The sequence below is a fragment of the Agrococcus sp. AC640b genome (assembly GCF_979255995.1).
On sequence record NZ_CEEDMM010000044.1, the window covers coordinates 25,219 to 51,336 of the forward strand.

27 protein-coding genes and 1 tRNA gene are annotated in these 26,118 nt (G+C 71.9%); 19 read left to right on the top strand and 9 right to left on the bottom strand.

Annotated elements, in window-relative coordinates; genetic code table 11:
- Positions 1-137: 137 nt before the first annotated feature.
- The 8 genes from srlA (at position 138) to ACZ6H8_RS15305 (ending at position 7,489) form a co-directional block, all read left to right on the top strand.
- Positions 138-734 (top strand): PTS glucitol/sorbitol transporter subunit IIC, encoded by a 597-nt coding sequence (gene srlA, locus ACZ6H8_RS15270; RefSeq protein WP_464147977.1) that lies wholly within the window; start codon positions 138-140, stop codon positions 732-734.
- Between the two features lie 2 nt (positions 735-736).
- Complete coding sequence (gene srlE, locus ACZ6H8_RS15275; RefSeq protein WP_464147779.1) at positions 737-1,792, top strand: PTS glucitol/sorbitol transporter subunit IIB; 1,056 nt, start codon at positions 737-739, stop codon at positions 1,790-1,792.
- A 28-nt stretch (positions 1,793-1,820) separates the two neighbouring features.
- Positions 1,821-2,207: a PTS glucitol/sorbitol transporter subunit IIA gene (locus ACZ6H8_RS15280; protein WP_464147780.1), complete on the top strand. Its 387-nt coding sequence runs from the start codon at positions 1,821-1,823 to the stop codon at positions 2,205-2,207.
- Between the two features lie 2 nt (positions 2,208-2,209).
- A complete protein-coding gene (locus tag ACZ6H8_RS15285; RefSeq protein ID WP_464147781.1) occupies positions 2,210-2,596 on the top strand; it encodes a transcriptional regulator GutM in 387 nt (128 codons plus the stop codon).
- A 178-nt stretch (positions 2,597-2,774) separates the two neighbouring features.
- Positions 2,775-4,118 carry an NAD(P)H-dependent oxidoreductase gene (locus ACZ6H8_RS15290; RefSeq protein ID WP_464147782.1) on the top strand — a complete coding sequence of 448 codons (1,344 nt, stop codon included), beginning with the start codon at positions 2,775-2,777 and terminating at the stop codon, positions 4,116-4,118.
- Complete coding sequence (locus ACZ6H8_RS15295) at positions 4,118-5,107, top strand: thiamine pyrophosphate-dependent dehydrogenase E1 component subunit alpha (protein WP_464147783.1); 990 nt, start codon at positions 4,118-4,120, stop codon at positions 5,105-5,107. The genes ACZ6H8_RS15290 and ACZ6H8_RS15295 overlap by 1 nt, the downstream gene beginning before the upstream one ends.
- On the top strand, positions 5,104-6,171 hold the full coding sequence (locus tag ACZ6H8_RS15300) for an alpha-ketoacid dehydrogenase subunit beta (protein WP_464147784.1): 1,068 nt from the start codon (positions 5,104-5,106) through the stop codon (positions 6,169-6,171). Before ACZ6H8_RS15295 ends, ACZ6H8_RS15300 begins: the two co-directional genes overlap by 4 nt.
- Before the next feature lies 1 nt (position 6,172).
- A complete protein-coding gene (locus ACZ6H8_RS15305) occupies positions 6,173-7,489 on the top strand; it encodes a dihydrolipoamide acetyltransferase family protein (RefSeq protein ID WP_464147785.1) in 1,317 nt (438 codons plus the stop codon).
- 121 nt (positions 7,490-7,610) lie between these two features.
- On the opposite strand, the gene ACZ6H8_RS15310 is transcribed toward ACZ6H8_RS15305, so the two are convergent.
- Together ACZ6H8_RS15310 and ACZ6H8_RS15315 are read right to left on the bottom strand one after the other, a co-directional pair.
- Positions 7,611-9,062: a PTS galactitol transporter subunit IIC gene (locus tag ACZ6H8_RS15310; protein WP_464147786.1), complete on the bottom strand. Its 1,452-nt coding sequence runs from the start codon at positions 9,060-9,062 to the stop codon at positions 7,611-7,613.
- A gap of 63 nt (positions 9,063-9,125) precedes the next feature.
- Entirely contained in the window at positions 9,126-9,407 is a 282-nt protein-coding gene (locus ACZ6H8_RS15315) for a PTS sugar transporter subunit IIB (RefSeq protein WP_464147787.1), read from the bottom strand.
- A 95-nt stretch (positions 9,408-9,502) separates the two neighbouring features.
- Between ACZ6H8_RS15315 and ACZ6H8_RS15320 the strand changes: the two genes are divergently transcribed.
- Positions 9,503-10,009 (top strand): PTS sugar transporter subunit IIA, encoded by a 507-nt coding sequence (locus tag ACZ6H8_RS15320; RefSeq protein WP_464147788.1) that lies wholly within the window; start codon positions 9,503-9,505, stop codon positions 10,007-10,009.
- Positions 10,010-10,048: 39 nt separating this feature from the next.
- Here ACZ6H8_RS15320 and ACZ6H8_RS15325 read toward each other — a convergent pair whose 3' ends face one another.
- Positions 10,049-10,963: a sugar-binding transcriptional regulator gene (locus tag ACZ6H8_RS15325; protein WP_464147789.1), complete on the bottom strand. Its 915-nt coding sequence runs from the start codon at positions 10,961-10,963 to the stop codon at positions 10,049-10,051.
- A gap of 121 nt (positions 10,964-11,084) precedes the next feature.
- Here ACZ6H8_RS15325 and cysS point away from each other — a divergent pair, with 121 nt between their 5' ends.
- Positions 11,085-12,500: a cysteine--tRNA ligase gene (gene cysS, locus ACZ6H8_RS15330; RefSeq protein ID WP_464147790.1), complete on the top strand. Its 1,416-nt coding sequence runs from the start codon at positions 11,085-11,087 to the stop codon at positions 12,498-12,500.
- Complete coding sequence (gene rlmB / locus ACZ6H8_RS15335) at positions 12,497-13,483, top strand: 23S rRNA (guanosine(2251)-2'-O)-methyltransferase RlmB (RefSeq protein ID WP_464147791.1); 987 nt, start codon at positions 12,497-12,499, stop codon at positions 13,481-13,483. The genes cysS and rlmB overlap by 4 nt, the downstream gene beginning before the upstream one ends.
- A 28-nt stretch (positions 13,484-13,511) precedes the next feature.
- Here the strand turns inward: rlmB and ACZ6H8_RS15340 are convergent, their stop codons facing one another.
- Positions 13,512-14,825, bottom strand: coding sequence for a DUF4032 domain-containing protein (locus tag ACZ6H8_RS15340; RefSeq protein ID WP_464147792.1), 1,314 nt, complete (start codon positions 14,823-14,825; stop codon positions 13,512-13,514).
- A 52-nt stretch (positions 14,826-14,877) separates the two neighbouring features.
- On the opposite strand from ACZ6H8_RS15340, the gene ACZ6H8_RS15345 reads away from it, so the two are divergent.
- Positions 14,878-15,624, top strand: coding sequence for a DsbA family protein (locus tag ACZ6H8_RS15345; protein ID WP_464147793.1), 747 nt, complete (start codon positions 14,878-14,880; stop codon positions 15,622-15,624).
- Positions 15,625-15,678: 54 nt separating this feature from the next.
- On the opposite strand, the gene ACZ6H8_RS15350 is transcribed toward ACZ6H8_RS15345, so the two are convergent.
- Positions 15,679-16,794, bottom strand: a complete 1,116-nt coding sequence (locus tag ACZ6H8_RS15350; protein WP_464147795.1) for an ABC transporter ATP-binding protein — start codon at positions 16,792-16,794, stop codon at positions 15,679-15,681.
- Positions 16,795-16,955: 161 nt separating this feature from the next.
- Between ACZ6H8_RS15350 and ACZ6H8_RS15355 the strand changes: the two genes are divergently transcribed.
- Both ACZ6H8_RS15355 and ACZ6H8_RS15360 read left to right on the top strand, forming a co-directional pair.
- A complete protein-coding gene (locus tag ACZ6H8_RS15355) occupies positions 16,956-17,879 on the top strand; it encodes a DsbA family protein (protein WP_464147796.1) in 924 nt (307 codons plus the stop codon).
- The gene (locus tag ACZ6H8_RS15360; RefSeq protein ID WP_464147797.1) at positions 17,879-18,844 is read left to right on the top strand and encodes a DsbA family protein; all 966 of its coding nucleotides are present in this window, start codon (positions 17,879-17,881) and stop codon (positions 18,842-18,844) included. Before ACZ6H8_RS15355 ends, ACZ6H8_RS15360 begins: the two co-directional genes overlap by 1 nt.
- A gap of 10 nt (positions 18,845-18,854) precedes the next feature.
- Here ACZ6H8_RS15360 and ACZ6H8_RS15365 read toward each other — a convergent pair.
- Positions 18,855-18,927: transfer RNA gene (locus tag ACZ6H8_RS15365), tRNA-Thr, on the bottom strand.
- A 69-nt stretch (positions 18,928-18,996) separates the two neighbouring features.
- Between ACZ6H8_RS15365 and ACZ6H8_RS15370 the strand changes: the two genes are divergently transcribed.
- Positions 18,997-19,929 (top strand): DMT family transporter, encoded by a 933-nt coding sequence (locus ACZ6H8_RS15370; protein WP_464147798.1) that lies wholly within the window; start codon positions 18,997-18,999, stop codon positions 19,927-19,929.
- 22 nt (positions 19,930-19,951) lie between these two features.
- Here ACZ6H8_RS15370 and msrB read toward each other — a convergent pair whose 3' ends face one another.
- Complete coding sequence (gene msrB, locus ACZ6H8_RS15375; protein ID WP_464147799.1) at positions 19,952-20,350, bottom strand: peptide-methionine (R)-S-oxide reductase MsrB; 399 nt, start codon at positions 20,348-20,350, stop codon at positions 19,952-19,954.
- A gap of 76 nt (positions 20,351-20,426) precedes the next feature.
- Here msrB and ACZ6H8_RS15380 point away from each other — a divergent pair, with 76 nt between their 5' ends.
- The 4 genes from ACZ6H8_RS15380 to groL all read left to right on the top strand — a co-directional run bounded on the left by ACZ6H8_RS15380 (position 20,427) and on the right by groL (position 24,068).
- Complete coding sequence (locus ACZ6H8_RS15380) at positions 20,427-20,669, top strand: DUF3263 domain-containing protein (protein WP_464147800.1); 243 nt, start codon at positions 20,427-20,429, stop codon at positions 20,667-20,669.
- Positions 20,666-21,184: a LytR C-terminal domain-containing protein gene (locus ACZ6H8_RS15385; protein ID WP_464147801.1), complete on the top strand. Its 519-nt coding sequence runs from the start codon at positions 20,666-20,668 to the stop codon at positions 21,182-21,184. Before ACZ6H8_RS15380 ends, ACZ6H8_RS15385 begins: the two co-directional genes overlap by 4 nt.
- 79 nt (positions 21,185-21,263) lie before the next feature.
- On the top strand, positions 21,264-22,313 hold the full coding sequence (locus ACZ6H8_RS15390; protein WP_464147802.1) for a DUF3048 domain-containing protein: 1,050 nt from the start codon (positions 21,264-21,266) through the stop codon (positions 22,311-22,313).
- Between the two features lie 135 nt (positions 22,314-22,448).
- The gene (gene groL / locus ACZ6H8_RS15395) at positions 22,449-24,068 is read left to right on the top strand and encodes a chaperonin GroEL (RefSeq protein ID WP_464147803.1); all 1,620 of its coding nucleotides are present in this window, start codon (positions 22,449-22,451) and stop codon (positions 24,066-24,068) included.
- Positions 24,069-24,155: 87 nt separating this feature from the next.
- Here the strand turns inward: groL and ACZ6H8_RS15400 are convergent, their stop codons facing one another.
- The gene (locus tag ACZ6H8_RS15400) at positions 24,156-24,446 is read right to left on the bottom strand and encodes a WXG100 family type VII secretion target (protein ID WP_464147804.1); all 291 of its coding nucleotides are present in this window, start codon (positions 24,444-24,446) and stop codon (positions 24,156-24,158) included.
- Between the two features lie 43 nt (positions 24,447-24,489).
- On the bottom strand, positions 24,490-26,118 hold the full coding sequence (locus ACZ6H8_RS15405) for a sensor histidine kinase (protein WP_464147805.1): 1,629 nt from the start codon (positions 26,116-26,118) through the stop codon (positions 24,490-24,492).

Genomic DNA, 26,118 nt, shown 5'->3' on the forward strand with positions numbered 1-26,118 from the left:
CGTCGACTCGCTCGACGACCTGGTCGCCGTCGCGATGATCGCGTCGGCGGGAAGGTGGGCCGATGCTCGAAGCAGCGTCCCTCGGTCACCTCGCGGCAGCAGATGCTCCGCCGGTGCCGGCTAGCGACAACCCCGTGATGCAGGTGCTCACCTGGATCGCCACCCACTTCATCGGGCTCTTCCAGGCATCCGGCGATGCCTTCGTGGGGCTGGTGACCGGCATCCTGCCGACCCTGATCGTGCTCCTCACGCTCATGTACGCCATCACGACCTGGGTCGGCGAGGCGCGCATGACGCGAGCGGTGCAGTTCTCCGCGCGATACGCGATCACCCGCTACACGCTCATGCCGATCCTCGCGGTCATCCTGCTGACGAACCCGATGTGCTACTCGTTCGGCGTCTACCTGCCCGAGCGGCAGAAGCCCGCCTTCTACGACTCGGCCGTCTCGTTCGTGCACCCCGTCACCACGTTCTTCCCGCACGCCAACGGCGGCGAGCTCTTCGTGTGGGCGGGCATCTCGGCGGGCGTCCTGCAGGCCGACCCCGAGAAGTACCCCGTGCTCGCGATCCTCTACTTCCTCACGGGCATCGTCGTGATCTTCTTCCGCGGCTTCATCACCGAGGCGATCACCCGCTTCCTCATCCGCAGGCAGGGCCTCACCGAGGTCTTCGACGGCTACGACCAGGAGTTCGCAGACGCACGTGCGGCTCGCCTGGCCAAGAAGGAGGCCTGATCATGGGCGAGTACCAGCGCGCACGCATCAGCGCGGGTGGCGGCGGATGGGGCCCCGGCTTCGTCGTCGCACCCGATGAGCAGAAGAACGTCATCCTGTCGGTCACCGGCGGTGGCATCCACCCCGTGGCGGCCCGCATCGCCGAGCTCACGGGCGCCGAGGCGGTCGACGGGTTCACCAACAGCGTCGCCGACGACCGCGTCGCGGCCGTCGTCATCAACTGCGGCGGCACCGCGCGCATCGGGGTCTACCCGAAGAAGCGCATGCTCACCGTCGACGTCTACCCGGGCGAGCCCTCCGGCCCGCTCGCGCAGTTCATCACGCCCGACGTGTTCGTCTCGGCCGTCGGCGTCGAGCAGGTCGTGCTCGCAGGGGAGGGCGCGGAGGTCTCGGCCTCGGCAGCGCCCGCACCCGTTGCCAACGCGCTCGACATGTCGGCCGACCCGAAGGCGAGCCGCGTCGGCGCCGACCGCATCGCGGCGGCGAAGGCGACGGCGAACGCGAACCAGCAGGGCGGCTTCATCGGCGTCTTCTCGCGCATCGCGACGTCGTTCGGCGGCGTGATCGGCGGCATCATCAACACGCTGCTGTCGTCGGGCCGCCAGGCGCTGACGCTCGTGCTGCAGACGATCATCCCGTTCATGGCGTACGTGAGCCTGCTCATCGGCTTCGTGACCTACACAGGACTGTCGGATCTCATCGCGCAGGGCGTGACGCCGCTCGCCTCCAACCCGCTCGGCCTCATCCTGCTCGGCGTCATCACCGGCCTGCCGTTCCTGTCGCCGATCCTCGGCCCGGGTGCGGCGATCGCGCAGGTCGTCGGCGTGCTCATGGGCACGCAGATCGGCGTCGGTGCGCTGCCCGTCGCGTACGCGCTCCCCGCGCTGTTCGCGATCAACGGCCAGGTCGGCTGCGACTTCGTGCCGGTCGGCCTCGCGCTCGGCGAGGCGAAGCCCGAGACGGTGTCGATCGGCGTGCCGGCCGTGCTGTTCTCCAGACTGGTGACATCGCCGCTGGCGGTGGTGCTGGCGTACTTCGTCAGCTTCCTGCTGGTCTAGGCGCACACGGGACGAAGGAGACGAAGGGATGTCGAGCACGATGACGACGCTGTACGAGGCGACCGTGACGAGGATCGGGGCGGATGCCCAGGACATGATCGAGGCGGGGGTGGTCATCCTGTTCGGGGAGCCGTGCCCCGATGCCCTCGCGGAGGTGAGCATCGTCCACGAGGGCGGTGCCGCCGACGATGGCCTCGCGCCGCAGCCTGGCGACGTCGTCGTGCTCGGCTCCACGGAGCTCGTGGTGCGGGCGGCCGGGGAGCTCGCGGGGGAGAACCTGCGCGAGCTCGGCCACATCGTCCTCTACTGCGACCCCGCCGACGACCAGTCGCTGCTGCCGGGGGCGGTCTTCGTCGACGGGCAGCTGGGCGCGGTCGCCGCAGGCGACCGGATCGCGCTCGAGCGCAGGGGCTGACGGTGGAGCTCGACGGTCGCTTCGGCATCGTCCTGCTGGTCGTGCTGCTGCTCGGCATCGCGCTGAGCCTCACGCAGCACTTCGCGTACCAGCGGGCCACGAGGCGCATGGTCGCGGAGCATCAGGGCTCGAGGGAGTCGTTCCTCGTCTCCGGCCGCGGCAAGGGCTGGTTCCGCGGCGCGGTCGTGCTGCTCGTCGTCGATGCGTCGTCGTCGCGCATCGAGGCTGCCGAGGCGATGGTGGGTGCGAGCGTGTTCGCTCGCTTCCGCCCTCGCCCCGAGCTGCTCGGCTCGCTGACGGCAGCGCCTGGCCGCGCGAGCGACAAGCGACTGGGCGAGGCGATCGAGTCGGCCATCGCCCAGTACCGATCGCTCAGGAAGAAGCGCTGAGCGCGGTCGGCCTCGTCGCGATGCGGCGGGGCCGGCCGTCGTCGGGACGTCGTCGCCGAGGCGGCGCCCATCCATCGGCGGGTCAGGACGGATCCGCTATGCTGAAAGCAACAATGTGCGCGTCGAAATGCACGTATGTGCACGACGTGAGAATCCGGACCGGGAGAGGTCGAGACCCATGGGATACACCAGCAGGCTCGTGGAGCGGGAGCAGCGCCTCGGGCGCCCCGTCCGCGTCGGACTCGTCGGCGCAGGCCAGATGGGCACGGGCTTCATCGCCCAGATCGCCCGGCAGAAGGGCGTCGACGTCGTCGCCGTCGCCGACGTCGCCATCGAGCGCGCCGAGTCGGCGCTGCACAAGGCCGGCATCGACGACGTGACGCGCGGCGACGAGGCCGCGCTCACCGCAGCGATCGAGGCCGGCGGCCACGTCGTGCTCGACGACGGCCTCGCGCTCACGCGCCTCCCCGTCGACATGGTCATCGAGGTCTCGGGCGTGCCGGAGGTCGCCACGAAGGTGGCCCTCGCGTCGCTGCTCGCAGGCAAGCACGTCGCCCTCATGACCGTCGAGGCCGACGTCACCGTCGGCCTGCTGCTGCAGGCCATCGCCAAGCAGACCGGCGCGATCTACACCGTCTGCCGCGGCGACGAGCCCGTCGAATGCCTCAAGCTCGTCGAGTTCGTCGAGGACATCGGCCTCGAGGTCGTCATGGCGGGCAAGGGCAAGAACAACCCGCTGCACCAGGACGCCACCCCCGCGAGCCTCGCGGAGGAGGCCGAGCGCAAGGGCATGAATCCCCGCATGCTGTGCTCGTTCGTCGACGGCACGAAGACGATGATCGAGATGGCAGACCTCGCCAACGCCACGGGCCTCGAGCTCACGCGCCGATCCATGCACGGCCCCGAGGCGTCGGTGAAGACGCTCCAGGACGTCTTCAAGCCCATCGCAGACGGCGGCATCCTCGAGGCCTCCGGCGTCGTCGACTACGCCACCGGCGACGTCGCACCCGGCGTGTTCGTCATCGGCAAGGCCACGCACCCCGTCGTGCACGAGGAGCTGTCGTACCTGAAGATGGGCGACGGCCCGTACTTCTCCTTCTACCGCCCGTACCACCTCGCCTCCGTCGAGGCCGTGCTGTCGATCGGCGAGGTCATCGTCGACGGGCAGCCCTCGCTCGCGCCGCGCGCGTGGAAGGCCGACGTCTCGGCGATGGCGAAGCGCGACCTCGTGGCGGGCGAGCGCATCGACGGCATCGGCGGCGAGCACGTCTACGGCGACGCCGTGCCCGCTGCGGAGGCGCGCGAGGGCCGCGAGCTGCCCATCGGGCTCGCGAGCGCCGCGACGCTCGTGCGCGACGTGCCGAAGGGCACCGCGATCACCTACGACGACGTCACGCTCGACGAGACGCGCACGATCGTGCTGCTGCGCAGGCTGCAGGACGCGCTCCTCGCCGCAGGCGTGCTCGACGGCGGATCCGCGCCGATCGACCTCGGCTCGCTCGTGACGGCGGGGGCGCGCTGATGCAGATCATCACCGACCGCGCCGCTGCCATCGAGGCGCTCGGCACGCTCTGGCGCATCCGCCGCTTCGAGGAGGCCGTCGAGGACCTCTACGGCCGGGGCATGATGCACGGCACCATGCACCTCTCGATCGGCCAGGAGGCCGTGCCCACCGGCGCCTGCATGGCGCTGCGCCGAGACGACTACATCACCTCGACGCACCGCGGCCACGGCCACTGCATCGCCAAGGGTGCCGACCTCGAGCGCATGATGGCCGAGCTGCTGGCGAAGGAGACCGGCTACTGCCGCGGTCGCGGCGGCTCGATGCACATCGCCGACGCCGCGACCAACAACCTCGGTGCCAACGGCATCGTGGCAGGCGGCGTCCCCATCGCGGCAGGCGCCGGCCTCAGCGCGCAGATGCGCGGCACCGATCAGGTCGCCCTCTGCTTCCACGGCGACGGCGCGATGGGCGAGGGCGCATGGCACGAGGGCGTCGTGCTCGCGGCGATGTGGAAGCTGCCGGTCGTGTTCCTCTGCGAGAACAACCTCTACGGCATGTCGATGTCGTCGGCGAAGGCGTTCCCGCTCGAGCGCCTCTCGGACCGCGCGAACGGCTACGGCATCCCCGGCGTCACCGTCGACGGCAACGACGTGCAGGCCGTGCACGACGCCGTCGAGACCGCCGTCGCCCGTGCCCGCGCAGGCGAGGGCCCCACGTTCATCGTCGCCGAGACGTACCGCTGGCGCGGCCACTCCAAGAGCGACAAGAACCTGTACCGCACACGCGACGAGATCGACTCGTGGCGCGAGTCGAACGACCCGATCGCGCGGTTCGAGAAGGCCGTGCTCGACGCGGGCACGCTCACCGAGCACGACGTGCAGACCGTGCGCGACGAGGTGCGCGACGACCTGCGCGCCGCGGTGCAGCGCGCAGCCGCTGCACCGGATGCGACGCCGGAGGGCCTCCTCGAGGCCGTGTACGCCACGACCCAGGGAGCCATGCGATGACCCTGCAGGACCAGCAGCGCCCCGCGGTGCATGACGGCGCCGCGCACCCCGTGGGTCTCGGCGCCCGCCCCGGCGCCGAGACGGCCGAGATGACGTACGCCGAGGCCATCCGCGACGCGCTGCGCATCGCGATCGAGGCCGACCCGGCCGTGTTCCTCATGGGCGAGGACGTCGGACGCTACGGTGGCGCGTTCGGCGTCACCGGCACGCTCGTCGACGACGTCGGCACCGAGCGCATCCGCGACACGACCATCTCCGAGCTCGGCATCGTCGGCCTCGGCGTCGGCGCCGCGATGACGGGCATGAAGCCGATCGTCGAGATCCAGTTCTCCGACTTCACGGCGCAGGCGATGGACCAGATCGCCAACCAGGCGGCGAAGATCCACTTCATGCTCGGCGGCGAGGCGAGCGTGCCGCTCGTCATCCGCGCCCCCGGCGGCTCCGGCACGGGCGCTGCGGCGCAGCACTCGCAGTCGCTCGAGTCGTGGTTCGCGCACATCCCAGGCCTCAAGGTCGTCATGCCCGCATCGGGCGACGACGCGAAGGGCCTGCTGCTGGCGGCGCTCGACGACCCGAACCCCGTGATGATCATCGAGCACAAGCTGCTCTACAAGCAGTCGTTCGAGGTGCGCACCGGCGACGTGCGCACGCCCATCGGCGTGGCCGCCGTGCGTCGCACCGGCGGCGACGTCACGATCGTCGCGACGGGCGTCGAGGTGCAGCGATCGCTCGAGGCCGCCGAGATCCTCGCGCAGCAAGGCATCGAGGCGACGGTCGTCGACCCCGTCACGCTCACGCCGCTCGACTCGGAGACGATCCTCGCCGAGGTCGTCAAGACCGGTCGCGTGCTGCTCGTGCAGGAGGCGGTGCGGACGCTCGGGTTCATGAGCGAGGTGTCGGCGATCATCGCCGAGTCGGAGGCGTTCGTGCACCTGCGCGCACCCATCCGACGCCTCTCGGGCCTCGACGTGCCCATCCCGTACGCGCCCAAGCTCGAGCGGGCCGTCGTGCCGCAGGTCGACGACATCGTCGCGGCCGCCACGGCGCTCGTGCAGGAGTGGTGACATGCCAGAGCTCGCGCTGACGATGCCGAAGATGTCGATGACCATGGAGGAGGGCACCATGGTCGTCTGGCTCAAGCAGCCAGGCGACGCCGTGAAGAGCGGCGAGGCCGTCGCCGAGGTGACGACCGACAAGGTCGACATGGAGGTCGAGAGCCCCTACGACGGCGTGCTCGCGCGCATCGTCGCCGAGCCCGACGACGTCATCGCCGTCGGCGACCCCATCGCGTACATCACCTCCGACAGCGACGACCTGCTCGGCGGCCTCTTCGACGCCCCTGCAGGCGACGCGGCCGAGGCGACGCCCGTCGCCGACGCCGTCGCGGAGCCCGCGGCGCCCACCGAGGCCGAGGCTGCCTCCGGCGCCGCCGACTGGCCGGCAGCCGTGCCCGCTGCGCGCACGCTCGCCACCTCGACGGGCGTCGACCTCGGCACCGTGCAGGGCACGGGCCGCTGGGGTGCGATCACCGTCGGCGACGTCGAGGCGTCGTCGACCCACGAGCCTGCGGCGGCGTTCGCGACAGCGTCGCCGCAGCCCCCCGTCGCGCCGGCGCCGGCAGCCCCACCTGCCGGCGGATCCGCGCCGGCGCCGGCCGCGACCCCATCCGCGGCGCCTGCTGCGGCACCTGCCGCCGCTGCGCGGCCGAAGGCGCAGAGCGACCCGGCGGCCTCGCGTCGCCGCCGCACCCGCATGGCGGTCGCGAGGGTCATGGACCAGTCGGCGCTCGTGCCGCAGTTCACCGCCTACGTCGACCTCGACCTGTCGAGGCTCGACGCCGTGCGCAAGACCGACCTGGGCGGCGCGAGCTGGACGGCGATCCTCATGCGCATGCAGGCGCAGGCGCTCGCCGAGTCGGCTCCCGTGAACCAGACGTGGACCGACGAGGGGCCTGTGGCGAACGTGCACGTGGGCATCGCGCTCGCGGTCGACAGCCCCACGGGCCTCATCGCGCCGGTGTTCGTCGACCCGCACCGTCAGCCGCTCGCGGCGCTCAAGGCGTCGATCGCCGAGACGGTGGAGCAGACGCGGTCTGGCACGTTGCCGGGCGATCGGCTGCAGGGTGGCACGAGCGTGCTGTCGAACCTCGGCGGCTTCGGCATCGAGCGCTTCAACGCGCTGCTCACGCCGCCGCAGTCGTCGGCGCTGTCGACGGGGTCGATCGCGCAGCGCATCCTCGTGCATCCGGACGGCTCGTTCGGGCCGCGCCTGCAGTGCACCGTCGGCCTGACGCTCGATCACCGCGTGGCAGACGGCGCGGATGCCGCGCGCGTGCTGCAGCGCATGCGCGAGCTCGCGGCGAACCCGGCGCTCATCGCGTAGCGCGCCGCCCGCCGCCGGCCGACGGATTCCGTCTCGCAGGCGATCCGGGGGTCGCGAGGGAAGATACCCCTCCGACCCCCGTGATCGCCTGCGAAACGCGTCTCGGAGTGGCAGGCGAGGCCTACGCCTCCGCAGGCTGCGGGGGCTCCGTCGCACGCTCGGCGCTCGCCGCCTCCGCCTCGGCCTCCGCACGGCGGGCGACGTCGCGGCGCCGCTCCACGCGGGAGACGGCGAACGCGAACGCGAGCGCGAGCGCACCCAGCACCGCGATCGTCCAGCCGCCCAGCTGCGAGGCGCCGAAGAACAGCCCCGTGAGCGGGTTGGCGCCGTCGACGAGCGACGAGATGCGCGTCGCCCCGTCCGGCAGCTCGAAGCCGGCCGAGAGCGCGATCTGCGTGAACGAGCCCGCGGTGGCCGTCGCGATGAACAGGCCGATGCCGATGACGATCGCGCCGCCGATGACGGAGCGCACGATGTTGCCACGGAACAGCGGCACCATGATCGCCACGATGAACGGGATGGTGGCGAGGTCGACCAACGGCAGCACCGTGTTGCCCAGCGGCGCGAGCGCCACGGCGACCACGACCGTCACGGGCACGAGCACGAGCGACGTCGCGAGCACCGCAGGCTGCCCCACCGCGATCGCGGCGTCGAGGCCGATGTAGAACTTGCGGCCAGGGAATCGGCGCTCGACGAAGGTCTTCGCCGACTCCGAGATGGGGATGAGCCCCTCCATGAGCAGCGACACCATGCGCGGCAGCAGCACCATCACGGCTGCGAGGCTCACGGCGAGCGTGAGGATCGCGATCGAGTCGGCGCGAGGGTCGTCGAAGCCGAAGCCGAGGATGCCGAGCAGCAGGCCGAGCACGAAGCCGAGGATCATCGCCTCGCCGAAGACGCCGAAGCGCTTCTGGATCGTCGCGGGGTCGGCCTTGAGGTTGCGGAAGCCGGGGATGCGGTCGAAGAGCCAGTTGAGCGGCACGGCGAACGCGATGTACGGGGCGGCGGTGCCGTGCGGGAACGAGATGTCGGGGAACCCGAAGTACTTCTGAATCCACGGCGCGGAGAGGTCGGCGAGCGCGAGCACGACGGTCATGTGCACGGCCGCGGCGGCCATGCCGAGCCAGAAGCTCTCGGTGACGGCGGCGACGAGCGCGCCGACGAGCGCGGTGTGCCAGAAGTTCCACAGGTCGATGTTGAACGTGCGGGTGAGCCCGGTCGCGAGCAGCACGACGTTGACGAGCAGCCCGAGCGGGATGATGATCGCGCCGATCGTCGACCCGAACGCGATCGCGGCCGACGACGGCCAGCCGACGTCGATCGTCGTCAGGTTCACGCCGAGGCTCTCGGCGATGCCGGTCGCGGCGGGCCCGACCTGCGTGCTCATGAGGCCGATGACGAGGTTGATGCCGATGAACCCGACGCCGATGAGCAGGCCGGCGCGGATCGCCTGCGGCACCTTCTGGCCCAGGATGAGGCCGAAGACGGCGATGAGGAACGGCAGGGTGATCGAGGCGCCGAGGGCGCTGAGATAGCCGCTGACGGCCGAGAGGGTGTCGGTGAGGGCGTCCATGAGAAGCTCCTTTGCTCCTGCGATGACCGGTGGTGGCTGCGGCGGGCGCCGCGGGGTGCCCCGCTAGGCGAGGTGGGTGCGCAGCTGCGCGTGCACGGCGTCGACGCCGATGCCGGTGAGGAACGGCAGGCCGTGCACGACGGGGATCTGCACGGTGCCTGGCACCTGGGTGGTGGCGACGATGAGGTCGGCGTTCGTGGCGCCGGAGGCGAGCTCGGCGACGGCGGCCTGCGAGATCGTCGCATCGATGCCCTCCGCCTCGCAGAATGCGCGGACCTTCTGCACGACCACGGTGGAGGTGGCGACGCCGGTGCCGCAGACGACGAGGATGCGCTTGGTGCTCATGGGATGCTCCTTCGCATCGAGTTGGCATGATCCTGCCACCGATCCGCACGATTCGGGTGCGACGCGCACATCCGTGCCCCAAGATGGAGTCATCCGTGAGCGAGGAGGCTGCGATGGCGATGAGCGATGCGATGGCGGGAGCGATGCGATCGCTGCCAGCGGCGTGCGCGGCCCGGCTCGACGCGTCGGATGCCGACGACGTGCTGCGGCAGCTCGCCCACCTCGCGATCCGCGCAGGGCACGCCGAGCCGTCGTTCGCCGATGCGCTCGTGCAGCGCGAGCACGCGTACCCGACGGGGCTGCCCACCGTGGTGCCGGTCGCGATCCCGCATGCCGACCCGTCGCATGTGCGCGAGGCGGGCTTCGCGGTCGCGACGCTCGCGCGCCCGGTGCCGTTCGGCGTCATGGGCACCGCAGACGACCGCGTGGAGCTCGACGTCGTGATCGTGCTGCTCGTCACCGAGGCGCACGCCCACCTCGAGGTGCTCGGGCGGCTCGTCGACCTCGTGCAGCGCGACGGCTGGGATGCGTCGCTGCGCGCCGCGACGACGCCCCAGGCGCTCGCGGCGGCGTTCGACGCGCTGCTGACGCTGACGTCGTAGCGGCACCGATCCGCGTCGAGCGGCTCTGGCGCGAGGCGGCTACGCCTCGGCGAGCAGCGCCGTCGCGAGCGGCTCGTCGATGACGAGCACGTCGACGAACGACGCGGTGATCGCCGCGCGCACCGCGGGCGCCTTCTGCGCGCCGACGGCGACGGCGACGACCGTCTCGACGTCCTGCAGCGCATCGAGCTCGATCGCGACGACGCGGCGGTCGACGGGGGAGTCCACGGGATGCCCGGATGCGTCGAAGAAGCGCGTGCAGCAGTCGCCGACGGCGCCGGAGGCCTCGAACGCCGTCTGCTCGTCGGCGGTGAGGTTCGTGGACTCGACGATCGCGGCGGAGGCACCCGAGCCGACGACGCCGATGCCGACGATCGCGATCTGCGCGTGCGCCGCCGACTCGAGCACGGATCCGATGGTCGACTCGCGCAGCAGCCCGTCGCGCAGCGACGCCGACTCGACGACGGCGGGCGCGTAGAGGCGGCGGTGGTTCGCGCCGAGCCGCGTCGCGAGGGAGCGCACGAGCACGTTGCCGTCCTGCGCGGAGTCGACGATCGACAGGCCGCCCACGAGCGGCAGCACCTCCAGCCGCGGACGTGAACGGCCGGGTTCGACGGCGTCGACCACGGCCTGCACGCTCGCACCCCACGACAGCGCGATCGCCCCCTCGTGCGGCAGCTCGCGCTCGAGCCACTCCGCACCCAGCAGGCCGACGCGGCCCAGGTCGTCGTCAGGGCCGCGGGCGACGCGCACCTCGCGCAGGCCGAAGCGCTGCTGCAGCAGCTGCTCGAGGTCGGATGCGCGGCCGAAGGGATCCGTGATCGTGATCGTCACGATGCCCGCCTTGCGCGCCTCCGCGAGCACGCGCGACACGTTGGAGCGCGACACCCCGATCGCCGCGGCCACCTCGGCCTGCGACAGCCCGTCGAGGTAGTACAGGGTCGCTGCTCGCACGAGCATCTCCTGCGAACGGGCGGACGGCATCGGGCTCCCTCGCGTGACGGTGTGCGCCGATCCTACGGCCCGAGGCGCAGGCCGGGCGCCAGCGACGCAGCGCGCACCGTAGGCTCTTCGGGTGACCATCCGCATCCACGACTCGCGCGCGCAGCGCACCGTCGACCTCGCGCCCGTGCGCGCGGGCGAGGTGTCGTTCTACGTGTGCGGGCCGACGGTGCAGTCGAGCCCCCACGTCGGGCACCTGCGCAGCGCGCTCGCGTACGACGTGTGGCGTCGATGGCTCGAGCATCGCGGGCTGCGTACGACGCTCGTGCGCAACGTCACCGACATCGACGACAAGGTGCTCGCGAACGCCGCAGGCGACGAGGCGTGGTTCGCGCTCGCGTACCGCGTCGAGCTGGAGTTCTCCGCTGCGTACCGCGCGATCGGCATCCTGCCGCCCACGTACGAGCCGCGCGCGACGGCGTCGATCCCGCAGATGCAGGAGCTCATCGAGACGCTCATCGCCCGCGGCCACGCGTATGCCGCGCTCGACGGCTCGGCCGACGTCTACTTCGACGTGCGCTCCTGGCCCGAGTACGGCGCCCTCACGAGGCAGCGCCTCGAGGACCTCGCGCCTGCGGAGGATGCCGACCCGCGCGGCAAGCGCGACAGCCGCGACTTCGCGCTGTGGAAGGCGACGAAGGACGACGAGCCCGCATCGGCGTCCTGGGCGTCGCCGTGGGGCGTGGGCAGGCCGGGCTGGCACATCGAGTGCTCCGCCATGGCACGCCGGTACCTCGGCGACGCGTTCGACGTGCACGGTGGCGGCCTCGACCTGCGCTTCCCGCACCACGAGAACGAGCTCGCGCAGTCGACGGCGGCGGGTCTGCCGTTCGCGAGCGTGTGGAGCCACAACGGCACGGTGAACGTCGACGGCGAGAAGATGTCGAAGTCGCTCGGCAACTCGATCTTCGCCCACGAGCTGCTCGCCTCCGCCCGGCCCATCGTCGTGCGCTACTTCCTGAGCGTTCCCCACTACCGCTCGGCCATCGACATCCGCACGGTCGAGGGCGTGCTCGCCGACGGGTCGCTCGCGGAGGCCGAGGCGGCCTTCGCACGTGTCGAGGGATTCCTCGAGCGAGCCGGCCGGCTCGGCGAGGTGCCTGTGGGCGCCGTGCCCGAGGCGTTCGGTGCCGCGATGGACGACGACCTCTCGACGCCGCAGGCCGTCGCCGTGCTGCACGACGCCGTGCGTGCTGGCAACGCCGCCATCGACGCGGGCGAGGAGCGGGCCGCGCTGGATGCCGCCGCCGCCGTGCGCGGCATGCTGGGCGTCCTCGGCCTCGACCCCGCCGATCCCGCGTGGGGCGACGGGGGAGGCGGTGCGGCCGAGGCCGCGTTGGCACGGCTCGTCGAGACCCTCATCGCCGATCGTCGCGCCGCGCGCGACGCACGAGACTTCGCGTCGGCCGACCGCATCCGAGACGCGTTGTCGTCGTCGGGCATCGCGGTCGCCGACGGCAAGGACGACACCACCTGGAGCATCGCATGAGCAGCAGCAACAAGCCGCAGCGCCCCCGAGGCAAGAAGGGCGCCCCGAAGGGCACCGGCGGCAAGAACCGGCGCTCGCTCGAGGGCAAGGGCCCCACGCCGAAGGCGGAGGACCGCTCCTGGCACCCCGCCGGTCAGCGCAAGGCTGCGAAGGACCGCCTCGCCGCCGCGCAGGCGCGCAGCGGTCGGCCGACCCAGTCGCAGCCGCCGCGCCACCGCAAGCCGACGAGCGCGAGCGACGACTCCGAGCTCGTGACGGGCCGCAACGCCGTGCTCGAGGCGCTGCGCACCCGCATCCCCGCGACCGCGCTGTACGTCGCCGCCCGCATCGAGGTCGACGAGCGCGTGCGCGAGATCCTGAAGATCGCGACGTCGCGGCAGATCCCCGTGCTCGAGGTCATGCGTCCCGAGCTCGACCGGCTCTCGGGCCCCGACACCGTGCACCAGGGCATCGCCATCAAGGTGCCGCCGTATCAGTACGCGCATCCCAGCGACCTGCTCGAGGCTGCGCGCAAGGCGAAGCAGCCCGCGCTGCTCGTCGCGCTCGACGGCGTCACCGACCCGCGCAACCTGGGCGCCATCATCCGCTCGGCCGCCGCGTTCGGCGCGCACGGCGTCATCGTGCCGCAGCGTCGCTCGGTGGGCGTCACCGCAGCCGCGTGGCGCACGAGCGCGGGAGCCGCCGCCCGCACGCCCGTGGCGATCGCCGCGAACCTCACGCGCGCGCTCGAGGACCTCAAGGCGGAGGGCGTGTTCGTCGTGGGGCTCGACGGTGACGGCGACGTGAACCTGCACGAGCTCGACCTCGCGGACGGCCCGATCGCGATCGTCGTCGGCAGCGAGGGCAAGGGGCTGTCGCGGCTCGTCGCCGAGACGTGCGACGCGATCGTCTCCATCCCGATCACGTCGGCGACCGAGTCGCTGAACGCGGGCATCGCCGCGTCGGTGACGCTCTACGAGGTCGCGCGCCGCCGCAGCGCCTGACGCGCCCGGCTCACGCACCCGGCAGGCGTCAGACCAGGTCGCGCCAGTCGACCTCGAGGTCCTCGTCGCCGATCGGCTGGCCGTTCGGGCCGATGATCGGGATCGGCACCGTCTGCGTCGTCACCTCGAGCACCGCCGCCTCGTCGCGGCGGTGCTCGAGCACGTCGACGACGTACGACTGCACGGCCTCGGCCAGCGGCACGCTGCGCTCCTGCCGCTCCGCGATGTACCACCGGTGCTCGAGCACCTGATGGAACACCTCCGCGGGCTCGAGGCGGCCGCGCAGGTGCCGCGGCACGGCCTGCACGACCGGCTCGAAGCGCGTGACGAGCCAGTCGTGCGCGAGCTGCTCGTCGTCGGCGTCGGGGTCGCGGCGCCGCTGCGACGCCGCGAACTGGTCGAGGTCGTTGAGCATGCGCCGCGCCTGGTTCTCCTCCGCGTCGAGGCCCGTCAGGCCCAGCAGTCGGCGGTGGTGGTGCCCGGCGTCGACGACCTTCGGCTGGATGCGCACGCTCGTGCCCGACTGGTCGGTGCGGATCTGCAGCTCCTCGATGTCGAAGCCCAGCACGTTGAGCCGCTCGACGCGCTCGTTGATGCGCCACCGCTCCGCCTGGTCGAACTGCTCGACGTCGGTGAGCTGCGACCACAGCTCGCGGTACTGGGCGACGATCGAGCCTGCGACGTCGACGGGATCCTGCCCGTCGTCGAGGCGTCCGCCCGCCTGCAGGTCGAGCAGCTCGCCCGCGATGTTCACGCGGGCGATCTCGAGGTCGTTCTCGCGCTGCCCGCGCGACAGGCCGCCCGGGTAGAGCTTGCCGGTCTCGGCATCGACGAGGTAGGCCGCGAAGGCGCCCGCGTCGCGGCGGAACAGGGTGTTCGACAGCGACACGTCGCCCCAGAAGAAGCCCACGAGGTGCAGGCGCACGAGCAGCAGCGCCAGCGCATCCACGAGGCGCTGCGCCGTCGCGACCTTCAGCGAGCCGGAGTACAGGGCGCGGTACGGCATCGAGAACTTCAGGTGGCGGGTGGCGAGGATCGTCGCGAGCGGCTCGCCGTCGGCGTCGACGCGTCCGGCGACGACGGCGAGCGGCTCGACGCACGGCACCTGCAGGCGCTGCAGCGTGCGCAGCATGTCGTACTCGCCGCGCGCCATCTCGTCGGTGGTCTCCTTGAGGGCGACGACGCGGCCCGCGAGGTGGGCGAAGCGCACCAGGTGGCGCGAGATGCCCTTCGGCAGCGTCACGACGACGTCGTCCGTCCACTCCTCGAGCGGCACGTCCCACGGCATCTCGAGCAGGGCGCCGTCCATCAGTGCGGACGTGATGCGCAGGTTGCCGCTCATGCTGCGAGCCTAGGACAGGGTGCGCAGCCGGTCATGCCCTATCGTCGCGGGCATGCGTCGCATCGCCTCCCTCGCCTCCGCCGCCCTCGTCCTCGCCGCCGCCGGCTGCGTCGCCGTGCCCGCTGCGCCCGCCATCACCGACGGCGCCGCGACGGCCACGGGCTTCCCCGCGAACATGGCGAGCCACGGCTTCGTGCAGACCGACGAGGGCTTCGTGGCCACGCCGATGGCGACCGCGACGCCCGTGCCCACCGATGACGTCGGCGACCGCGTGCCGGTCGTCGTCTACGTCGACCTGCTGTGCCCGTTCTGCGCGCAGTTCGAGGATGCGAACGGCGCGATGCTCGCGCAGGCCGTGGCAGACGGCGACGTGGCGCTCGAGACGCATCCGATCTCGTTCCTCGACCGGCTGTCGCAGGGCACCGAGTACTCGACGCGTGCGGCGAACCTCGTCGCCGCCGTCGCCGATCTGCACCCGGATGCCGTGCCCGGGGTGCTCGAGGCGCTGTGGGCGCAGCAGCCTCCGGAGGACTCGGAGGGCCTCGACGACGCCGAGCTGCTGCGCATCGCCGAGGAGGCCGGGGCGTCGTCGCCGGCGCTCACGGACGCGGTGGAGCAGGTCGCGTACCGGCCGTTCGTCGAGGCCGCGACGCGGGCTGCCACGACGACGCCCCTGCCCGGGCAGCCGGACGCGCTCGCCGGCACGCCGACCGTGCTCGTCGACGGCGAGCGATACGAGGGCGATCCCGGCGACGCCGCGGCGTTCCAGCAGTTCGTCGAGGACGCGATCGGGTCCTGACATGCCAGGGGGGGCGGGGCCGATGCCCCCGCCCCTCCTGTCGTGCGTCGATCGCTACAGGCGCTCGCCGGACTCCGCGTCGAACAGGTGCAGGTGGTCGGGGTCGGGCGTGACGAAGATCTGGTCGCCGATCTGCGGGTGGCTGCGGCCGTCGACGCGGGCGACGAGGCTCACGCCCTCCGTCGCCTCCGCCTCGGTGTCCACGGCCTCCGACGCGTCGACGACCTTCGACGTCTGCGCCGTGCCGTACAGGTAGCCGTCGGCGCCGAGCTCCTCGACGAGGTCGACCGAGATCGGCAGGCCGGGGCCCGACGTCGTGATGGTCAGGTCCTCCGGGCGGATGCCGACCGTGATCTGCTTCGCCTTCGCGAGCGTCTCGCGGGGGATCGGCACGACGTGGTCGCCGAACAGGATGCCCTGGTCGTTCGTGGGCAGCTGCAGCAGGTTCATGGCGGGGCTGCCGATGAAGCCGGCCACGAAGACGTTCGCGGGGCTCGCGTACAGGTCGCGCGGGGTGCCGACCTGCTGCAGGATGCCGTCCTTCAGCACCGCGATGCGGTCGCCCATCGTGAGCGCCTCGGTCTGGTCGTGCGTGACGTAGACGGTCGTGACGCCGAGGCGGCGCTGCAGCGATGCGATCTGCGTGCGCGTCTGCACGCGCAGCTTCGCGTCGAGGTTCGACAGCGGCTCGTCCATGAGGAACACCTGTGGCTGGCGCACGATCGCACGTCCCATGGCGACGCGCTGCCGCTGACCGCCGGAGAGCGCCTTCGGCTTGCGTGCGAGGTACGGCTCGAGGTCGAGCAGCTTCGCGGCCTCGAGCACGCGCTCGGCGCGCTCGTCCTTGCCGACGCCTGCGATCTTCAGCGCGAAGCCCATGTTCTCCGCCACCGTCATGTGCGGGTACAGGGCGTAGTTCTGGAACACCATCGCGATGTCGCGGTCCTTCGGGGGCACGTCGGTGACGTCGCGGTCGCCGATGAGGATGCGACCGTCGTTCACCTCCTCGAGCCCCGCGAGCATGCGCAGGGTCGTGGACTTGCCGCAGCCGGAGGGGCCGACGAGGACGAGGAACTCGCCATCGGCGACCTCGAGGTCGATCGCATCGACTGCCGGCCGGGTGCCACCCGGGTAGAGACGGGTTGCCTTGTCGAACGTGACGGACGCCATCGTCATCCTCCTTCACCGGCAGGTACGTGCCGGACGATCCTTCGTGAATGGAAGCGGGACCTCGTAGTCCCGTACGCCTGCCACTCTGGCACACGCGTGGCGCATCCTCATAGCAATGGCACGTATCCTGTCCCTCGGCCCCACGACACCGACGAGGACCGATGACGAACGATCGACGACTGACGAAGAACGAGCGCCGCGCGCAGGCTCGTGAGACCGCCAAGCAGCAGCAGCAGCAGCGGCAGCGCCGTGAGCGCCTCACGAAGGGCCTCACGATCGGCGGCATCCTGCTCGGCGCGGTCGCCCTCGTGGCGATCGTGACGCTCGTGATCGTCAATGCGATCCGCCCTCCGGGGCCGGGTCCGGAGAACATGGCATCCGACGGCATCGTCATCGGCGCGGGCTACGCCGCCGAGACGACGCCCGCGCTCGCCGCCGACGACGCCCCGGTGCCCACCGAGGAGCGCGACGACGTGCTGCAGATCGTCGTCTACCAGGACTACCTCTGCCCGTTCTGCGGCGCCTTCGAGACGACGAACGGCCCGTACATCGACCAGCTGCTCACCGACGGCGTCGCCACGATCGAGTACCACCCCGTGTCGTTCCTCGACAGGCTCTCGCTCGGCGAGCAGTACTCGACGCGTGCCGCGAACGCCGCGGCGTGCGTCGCGGAGGCGGCTCCCGACTCGTTCTACGAGTGGAACACGATCATGTACGAGAACCAGCCGGCGGAGGGCACCGAGGGGCTCACCGACGACGAGCTCGTCGACCTCGCCGCGCAGGCGGGCATCGACACCGATGCGGCGTTCACGGAGTGCATCGAGTCGGTGCAGTTCGAGGGATGGGTCGAGCGGGCGACGCAGGACGCCCAGCTCGAGCCCGGCCCGTCCGGCGAGGACGGCGTGGAGATCACCGGCACGCCGACGGTGCTCGTGAACGGCGAGCAGTACCGCGGCCAGCCCGGCGACGGCGCCTCGTTCACGGCCTTCGTGCAGGCGCAGCTCGGCCAGATCGGCGGCGACTCGGGCGAGACCGAGGAGTCCCCGGCTCCGAGCGAGTCGACGCCCGAGCCGAGCGAGGGCTGATGCGCGCGCGCACCTGGCTCGCCGGGTGCGCGGCGGTGCTCCTGCTCGCCGGGTGCGCGCAGGATCAGCAGCCGGCCGCGCCGCAGACGCTCGGCGAGCTGTCGGCTGCCTACATCGACGCGGGCGGCGCGTGCGACGACCTCGTCGAGCAGTACCGCGACGACGAGGCGGAGCCCGCGGTCGCGACGTGCGGCACCGACACGGTGCTGACGATCGCGGTCGACGACGGGCAGGCCGCGCAGCTGCGCACGGGTGCGCTGCTGCGCGACATCCCCGTGCTCTCCGCAGGCAGGTGGATCGTGCAGGATCCGGACGTCGAGGCGTTGCAGGAGACGCTGGGCGGCGAGATCTGGGCGCTGCAGCCCGCCGACGGCCCCGCGAACCTCGCGGACGCGCTCGTCGTCGACGACTCGGGCGTCGTCGAGCAGGATCCGGTCGCCGCCGACGCGGAGCCCTCGCCCCCTGCGCTCGAGGGCACGGTCATCACCGTCGTCGTCGATCCCACGTGCGAGTACTGCGCACGATTCGAGGCCGCGAACCGGGAGCAGCTCGCCGCATGGGCGGCGGACGGCACCGCGACGGTCGTGTACCAGCCGGTCGCGCTGTACGACACGCTCGAGAGCGGCTACGCGGCCTCGTTCGGGGTCAACGCCGTCGCGTGCGTCGCCGACGCCGACCCCGATGCGGCGCTGCCGCTGCTGCAGACGCTGCTGGAGGCGAACGTCGACCTCGACGCGGCGAGCGTCGTCGAGCTCGCCGAGGAGGCGTCGGAGGGCGCGGGAGCGTGCGTCGAGGACGGCACGTTCGCGTGGTGGACGCGGCAGGCGACCGAGCGGGCGCTGCAGGATCCGCTGCCGGACGGCACGCCGCTGCAGGGTGTGCCGAGCGTCTTCGTCGGCGACCGCCTGTTCTCGGGCGACGTCGGCGACGCGGGCGCGTTCGCCGTGTTCGTCGCCGAGGGCTGATCGCCGCTCGAGCCTCCTGCCGGACTCGAACCGGCTACCTTCGCATTACAAGTGCGGTGCTCTACCCGGTGAGCTAAGGAGGCGCTGCCAGCATCCTGCCACGCTCGCGGGACGCGTCGGTCGAGGTGCCGCCCCACGCGTAGGCTGAGCCGGTGCGTCTCGTGTGGATCCTCGCTGCGTTCGTCGGCGGCATGGCGATGGCGGCCCAGAGCCGAGTGAATGGCGAGCTGGCCGTGCGGATCGGCGACGGCGTCACCGCGGCGCTCATCTCGTTCGGGGTGGGCCTGATCCTGGTCGGGGCGCTGTCGGTCGCGCTGCCTGCCGGCCGCTCCGGTGCGCGCCGCATGGTCGCGGCGCTGCGCGAGGGCAGGCTGCGCTGGTGGTACGCGATGACGGGTCTCTTCGGCGCCGTGGTCGTCGCGACGCAGGGACTCGCCGTGCCGACGCTCGGCGTCGCGTTGTTCACCGTGGGCATCGTGGCCGGCCAGACCCTCTCGGGCATCGCCGTCGACCGCGTCGGCGTCGGCGTGCTCGCCGCGAAGCGCGTCACGACGCAGCGCGTGCTGGGGGCGCTCGTGACGATCGCCGCCGTCGCGACGGGTGCCGCCGCCGGCGGATTCCAGGCATCGTCGATGCTGCTCGTGCTGCTGCCGGTCGCCGCAGGCATGCTCATCGCGGTGCAGCAGGCCTTCGCCGGCCAGGTGCAGCACCACACGCAGTCGGCGCTGACGCAGACGACCTCCAACTTCCTCGTCGGCACCGTCGCGCTCGCGGTCGTCGTGCTCGTGCGCGTCGCAGGCGGCCTCGAGCTGCAGCCGCTGCCGACCGAGTGGGTGCTCTACGTCGGTGGCCCGCTCGGCTGCGCCTTCATCGCGATCGCCGCCGTCGCCGTGCACCGCATCGGCGTGCTGGCGCTCGGGCTCGCGTCGATCGCAGGCCAGGTGGTGATGGCGCTGCTGCTCGACCTCGTCGCGCCCACCTCGGGGCATCCCGTGTCGGCGCTGTCCTTCATCGGCGCGGCGCTCGCCATCGCAGGCGTCGCCGTGTCGACGGTGCGCAGGCGTCGGCCGCCCGCGGCAGCCTGACGCGGGGGCGCCGCTCGGCGCGCTAGGCCTTCGGCGTGAAGTCGAGCGCGACCGAGTTCATGCAGAAGCGGTCGCCCGTCGGCGTCTGCGGCGCGTCGTCGAAGAGGTGGCCGAGGTGGCTGTTGCACCGCGAGCAGCGCACCTCGGTGCGCACCATGCCGAGCGAGCGGTCCTCGATGAGGGTCACGGCGCCAGGGTCGGCCTCGTAGAAGCTCGGCCAGCCGCACCCGGAGTCGAACTTGACCTCGTCGCTGAAGAGCTCCTGGCCGCACGCGCCGCACGAGTACACGCCGTGGCGGTTCTCGTCGAGCAGCGCACCCGTCCAGGGGCGCTCGGTGCCCGCCTCGCGCAGCACCTGGTACGCCTCCGGCGAGAGGCGCTCGCGCCACTGCTGGTCGGACGGGGCCTGGAAGTCGCTCATGCCTCGATGCTACGCGCCGAGCCTCGGTCGAGGCGCGCAGCGCCGTACGCCCTCGGCGAAGGTATGATCGGGGGTCATGTCCGAGCCGGTCGACGCCGTCGCCCTCACGGCGCTGCAGCGGTCGATCCTCGACTTCGAAGGATCGTCGCGCACGCATGCGGGTGCGAAGGCGAGCGCGATCCGCGAGCGGTTCGGCTGGACGACCACCCGCTACTACCAGCAGCTCAACGCGCTCATCGACACGGAGGCCGCACTGCGATACGACGCCTTGCTCGTGCGCAGGCTCCAGCGCATCCGCGACCGAGGGGAGCCGTCGTGACCGACCGCTTCGATCGGCCACCCAGGCTCGGTCGCGTCGGCGTGCACCGCGCCCCCGAGCGAGGCTGGTGGCGCTGGTGGATGACGGCCGTCGTCGCGGCGGCCGCGTGCGTGCTGCTCGTCGTCGGTGGGCTCGCGCTGCTGCAGCTGCAGCGGGTCGGTGGCGTCGACACGAGCATCGTCGAGGGACCGCAGGCCGTCACCGACCCCGCGGCGCTGCCGGAGGGCACGACGGTCACGGTGCTCGACGCGTCGGGCACGGGTGCCGCCGACGCCGTCGCGCAGACGCTGCAGGAGGCGGGCTGGCCCGTCGCCGCCGTCGCCGACGCGAGCGAGGTGCGCGACGCGACGACCGTCTACTTCGAAGGCGACCTCGAGCCGTACGCGCTCGGTCTCGCGCAGGCGGTCGGCACCGAGGCGACGGAGGCGACCCCGACGCCGCTGTCCGGCTCCGTGCTCACCGTCATCGTCGGCTCGGGCGCGGCGCCCGAGCCGGGGTCGACCGACGCGCCCTGAGGCCCTCGAGCGACGGGGAGGCCGTGCGCTCGGCGAGCCTCGTCGTCGAGCCTGCGCGCGGGCACCTATCGTTGCCCGCATGCGAGCTCTCACGCGTTCCACCAGGGCGACCCGCGTCGCCGCGATCGTCCTCGTCGGGGCCGCGTTCCTGACGGCCTGCGCAGGCGATCCCGAGCCGTCGCCCTCGCCGAGCGCCTCCGAGGCGCCCTCGCCGACCCCGACGCCCGCGCCCGAGCCGGAGCCGATCCTCGCGCCGCTCACCGGCGCCGAGGTCGACGCGGCCATCGCGCTGCCCGCGATCGTCGCGAAGATCGACGACCATCCCGAGGCGCGGCCGCAGTACGGCCTCGAGGCGACCGACCTCGTGTACGAGGAGCTCGTCGAGGGCGGCCTGACGCGCTACGTCGCCGTGTGGCACTCGAACGTGCCGCAGCAGATCGGCCCCGTGCGCTCGATCCGACCGATGGATCCCGGCATCGTCGGCCCGTTCGGCGGCATGGTGGCCTACTCGGGCGGCCAGCCGCACTTCGTCGCGGCGATGCAGGCCGTGACGGGCACCGCGAACGTCGTGCACGGCGGCGGCACCTACGACGCCTACTTCTCCCGGGGCGGGGCGCACGCCGCACCGCACGACGTGCTGCTGCAGGCCGCGCAGCTGCAGCAGGACAACGCGGCGCTCGCGCCGCCGCAGCCGCAGTTCGCCTACGCGAGCGATGCGGCCGCCCCGACGTCGCAGTCGAGCGGAGGGCCTGCGTCGCAGCTCGCGATGAGCTTCTCGCCGAGCCAGTCGCGGCAGTGGGGCTGCGACGCGACGACGGGACGATGGCTGCGCAGCCAGCAGGGCGTCGCCGACCTCGACGCCGGCGGGCAGCAGCTCGGCGCCGCGAACGTCGTGGTGCTGCGGGTGCAGATCGAGAACAACGGCAACATCCCGCAGACGATGCTCGAGGGGCGCGGCGGCGATGGATTCGTCGCGAGCGGATGCTCCTGGGTGCCCGTGACGTGGTCGAAGCCCGACATCACGACGCCCATCCAGGTCGTCGACGCCGCCGGTCAGCCCGTGGTGCTCGCTCAGGGCAACTCGTGGGTGGAGCTCGTGCCGACGACCGGCTCCGCGACCGCATCCTGAGCCCTCCGCGAACCAGGTCGCGACGCGTCGGGCTCGCTTGCACTCGCGTGCCCTGAGTGCCAGACTCGACCCTGGCACTCGCGACGGTCGAGTGCCAGCTGACGTGTCGACGTGTCCAGGAGGGACGAGACTGCAATGGCAAAGATGATCGCATTCGACGAGGAGGCCCGACGCGGCCTCGAGCGTGGTCTCAACACGCTCGCCGACGCCGTGCGCGTCACCCTCGGTCCTCGTGGCCGCAACGTCGTGCTCGAGAAGAAGTGGGGCGCACCCACCATCACGAACGACGGTGTGTCGATCGCGAAGGAGATCGAGCTCGACGACCCGTTCGAGAAGATCGGCGCGGAGCTCGTCAAGGAGGTCGCGAAGAAGACCGACGACGTCGCAGGCGACGGCACGACGACCGCCACGGTGCTGGCGCAGGCGCTCGTCCGCGAGGGCCTCCGCAACGTCGCGGCGGGCGCAGACCCCATCAGCCTCAAGCGCGGCATCGAGAAGGCGACCGCTGCGGTCTCCGAGGAGCTCGTCGCGCAGGCCAAGGAGATCGAGACGACCGAGGAGATCGCGGCGACCGCGTCCATCTCGGCCGCCGACCCCGAGATCGGCCGTCTGATCGCCGAGGCGATCGACAAGGTCGGCAAGGAGGGTGTCGTCACCGTCGAGGAGTCGAACACCTACGGCACCGAGCTCGAGCTCACCGAGGGCATGCGCTTCGACAAGGGCTTCCTGTCGCAGTACTTCGTCACCGACCCCGACCGCCAGGAGACGGTGTTCGAGGACGCGTACGTCCTCATCGCCAACCAGAAGATCTCGGCGATCAAGGACCTGCTCCCGATCGTCGACCAGGTGATCCAGGCGGGCAAGCAGCTCGTCATCATCGCCGAGGACGTCGACGGCGAGGCGCTCGCGACGCTCGTCGTGAACAAGATCCGCGGCATCTTCAAGTCGGTCGCCGTCAAGGCTCCCGGCTTCGGCGACCGCCGCAAGGCGCAGCTCGCCGACATCGCGATCCTCACCGGTGGCGAGGTCATCTCCGAGGAGCTCGGCCTCAAGCTCGAGGGCGTGCAGCTCTCGCAGCTCGGTCGTGCGCGCAAGGTCGTCATCACGAAGGACGAGACGACGATCGTCGAGGGTGCCGGCGACGCCGAGGCCATCGCTGGTCGCGTGCGCCAGATCCGCTCGGAGATCGACGCGACCGACTCGGACTACGACCGCGAGAAGCTGCAGGAGCGCCTCGCGAAGCTCGCCGGTGGCGTCGCCGTCATCCGTGCGGGTGCCGCGACCGAGGTCGAGCTCAAGGAGCGCAAGCACCGCATCGAGGACGCCGTTCGCAACGCGAAGGCGGCCGTCGAGGAGGGCATCGTCGCCGGTGGTGGCGTCGCGCTCATCCAGGCGGGCAAGGCTGCGTTCGCGAAGCTCGAGCTCACGGGCGACGAGGCGACGGGCGCGAACATCGTGCGTGTCGCGATCGACGCACCGCTCAAGCAGATCGCCCTCAACGCCGGCCTCGAGCCGGGCGTCGTGGTCGAGAAGGTGCGCGCGCTCGAGCCCGGTCACGGTCTGAACGCCGCGACCGGCGAGTACGTCGACATGCTCGCTGCCGGCATCGCCGACCCGGTGAAGGTCACGCGCTCGGCGCTGCAGAACGCAGCATCGATCGCCGGCCTGTTCCTCACGACCGAGGCCGTCGTCGCCGAGAAGCCCGAGCGCAACCCGGCCCCGGCCGGCGACCCCACGGGTGGCATGGACTTCTGAGTCCCTGACCGACAGGAAGGCCCCGAGCATCGCGCTCGGGGCCTTCCTGCATGTCCGTCGGCCCGCGACCGCAGCCGCGCGGCGGCATCACACGGCGAACAGCCGGGTGTTCGCCGACTCCACGTCGGCGTACTGCTGGCTGGCGGTCTGCAGGGCGATGGTGATCTGCCGCAGCGACTCCTCGACCCGCTGCTGCGTCGATCGCCAGTCGGTGGCGACGCCCTGGAACGCGGCGGACGCACCGCCGCTCCACGAGTCCTGCAGCGCCTGCAGCTGGCCGTGCAGCGCGGCGCAGTCGGTCTGGATGCGGCCCACGGTCGCGTGCGCTGCTGCGCGTGCGACGTCGATGGCGTCGCTGTCGACGACGTACCTGGTCATCGGTCCTCCTCGGTGTCCCGTTCGAGGCCGGGGTGGGCCGAGGCTAGGAGTCGATGGAGAGGTCGTCGCGGGCCCGGCGCATGCGCTGTGGAGAGCCGCTCGTCGTCGTCGCTTGGTCGGGATGGATGCGCGAGGTGAGCTCGAGCAGCGCCGCCTCCCCTGCGAGCGGGATCGCGATGCGGAACGTCGCACCGCCGCCGGCGGTCTCGACGACGTCGATGCGCCCGCCGTGCGCGGCCACGATGCCCTGCACGATCGCGAGCCCGAGCCCGGAGCCCCCCGTGTCGCGCGCGCGGGACTTGTCGGCGCGGTAGAAGCGCTGGAAGATCTTCTTGCGCAGCGCGGGCGCGACGCCCTCGCCGTGGTCGATCACGTGGACGACGGCCTCGCGGCGGCGCCACGAGACCCCGACCCCGAGCTCGATGGGCGTGCCCTCAGCCGTGTACCGCAAGGCATTGCCCACGAGGTTCGCGATGACCTGCCGCATGGAGTTCTCGTCGGCGAGGACGACGGCGGGCGGGGCGACCGGCGGGGGCGCGAAGAGCTCGGCGGGCGCTGCGGCCTGGTCGACGACGGTCTGCGCGTCCGGATCGATCGGGACCGTCTGGAACGTCCTGTCCTGCGCGGAGACCCTGGCGTCGAGCACGGCGTCGTTCAGCAGCGGCACGAGGTCGAGCGGGCGCAGCTGCAGCGGTCGCCGCTCGTCGAGGCGCGCGAGGGTCAGGAGGTCCTCCACGAGCGTCCCCATGCGCTTCGCCTCGCGCTCGATGCGGTCCATGGCGCTCGCGACGTCCTCCGGGCGTTGGATGGCGCCCATGCGGTAGAGCTCGGCGTAGCCGCGCACCGACACGAGCGGCGTGCGCAGCTCGTGGCTCGCGTCGCCGACGAACTGCCGCATCTGGGTCACGGACTCGTCGCGCTCCTCGAGGGCGGTCTCGACGCGCGCGAGCATGCCGTTCAGGGACTGGCGGAGGCTGCCGACCTCCGTGCGCGGATCGCCGCCGGCGAGGCGCGTCTCGTAGTCGCCGTCCGCGAAGCGCTCCGCGACCTGCGCGACGGTGCGCAGCTGCCGCAGCGCCGTGTCGACGAGCACGCGCGTGAACGCGGCACCCAGCAGGATCGCCAGCAGCGCGAAGGCTGCGAACACGATGACGAAGCTGCGCCACGTGTTCTCGACGCGGTCGAGGCCGCCGGCGACGACGAGCGTGTGGCTCGTGCCGTCGGCGCCGGCGACGAGCGGCACGACGTCGATGCGCCAGCTGTTCTCGCGGCTGTGGCTGGGCACGCTGAACGGGTGGTCGTCGCTCGCGACGAACGCGAGCGAGACGCCGTCGAGGTCGGGCAGCGCGTCGAGCTGCGCTCCGCCCGGGCTGTTGCGGCACACCACGGCTCCTCGGGCGTCGAGGATCGCGATGTAGTAGGTGTTGGGGATCTCCTGCTCGAGCTCGCACTGCCGCGTCCCGACGTCGTCGAGGTTGTCGAGGTCGATGTCGTCGTACGTCGCGAGGGCGTACTGCAGGTCGCGGTCGGTGCCGTCGAGGAGCGACTGTCGCACGACCGTCATGGTGCCGATGCCTGCGATGAGCAGGCCGATCGTCATGACGACGACGATGAGGATGGTGATCCTGGCTGCGAGCGAGACGCTGCCCAGCCGCGTCCGCAGCGAACGCAC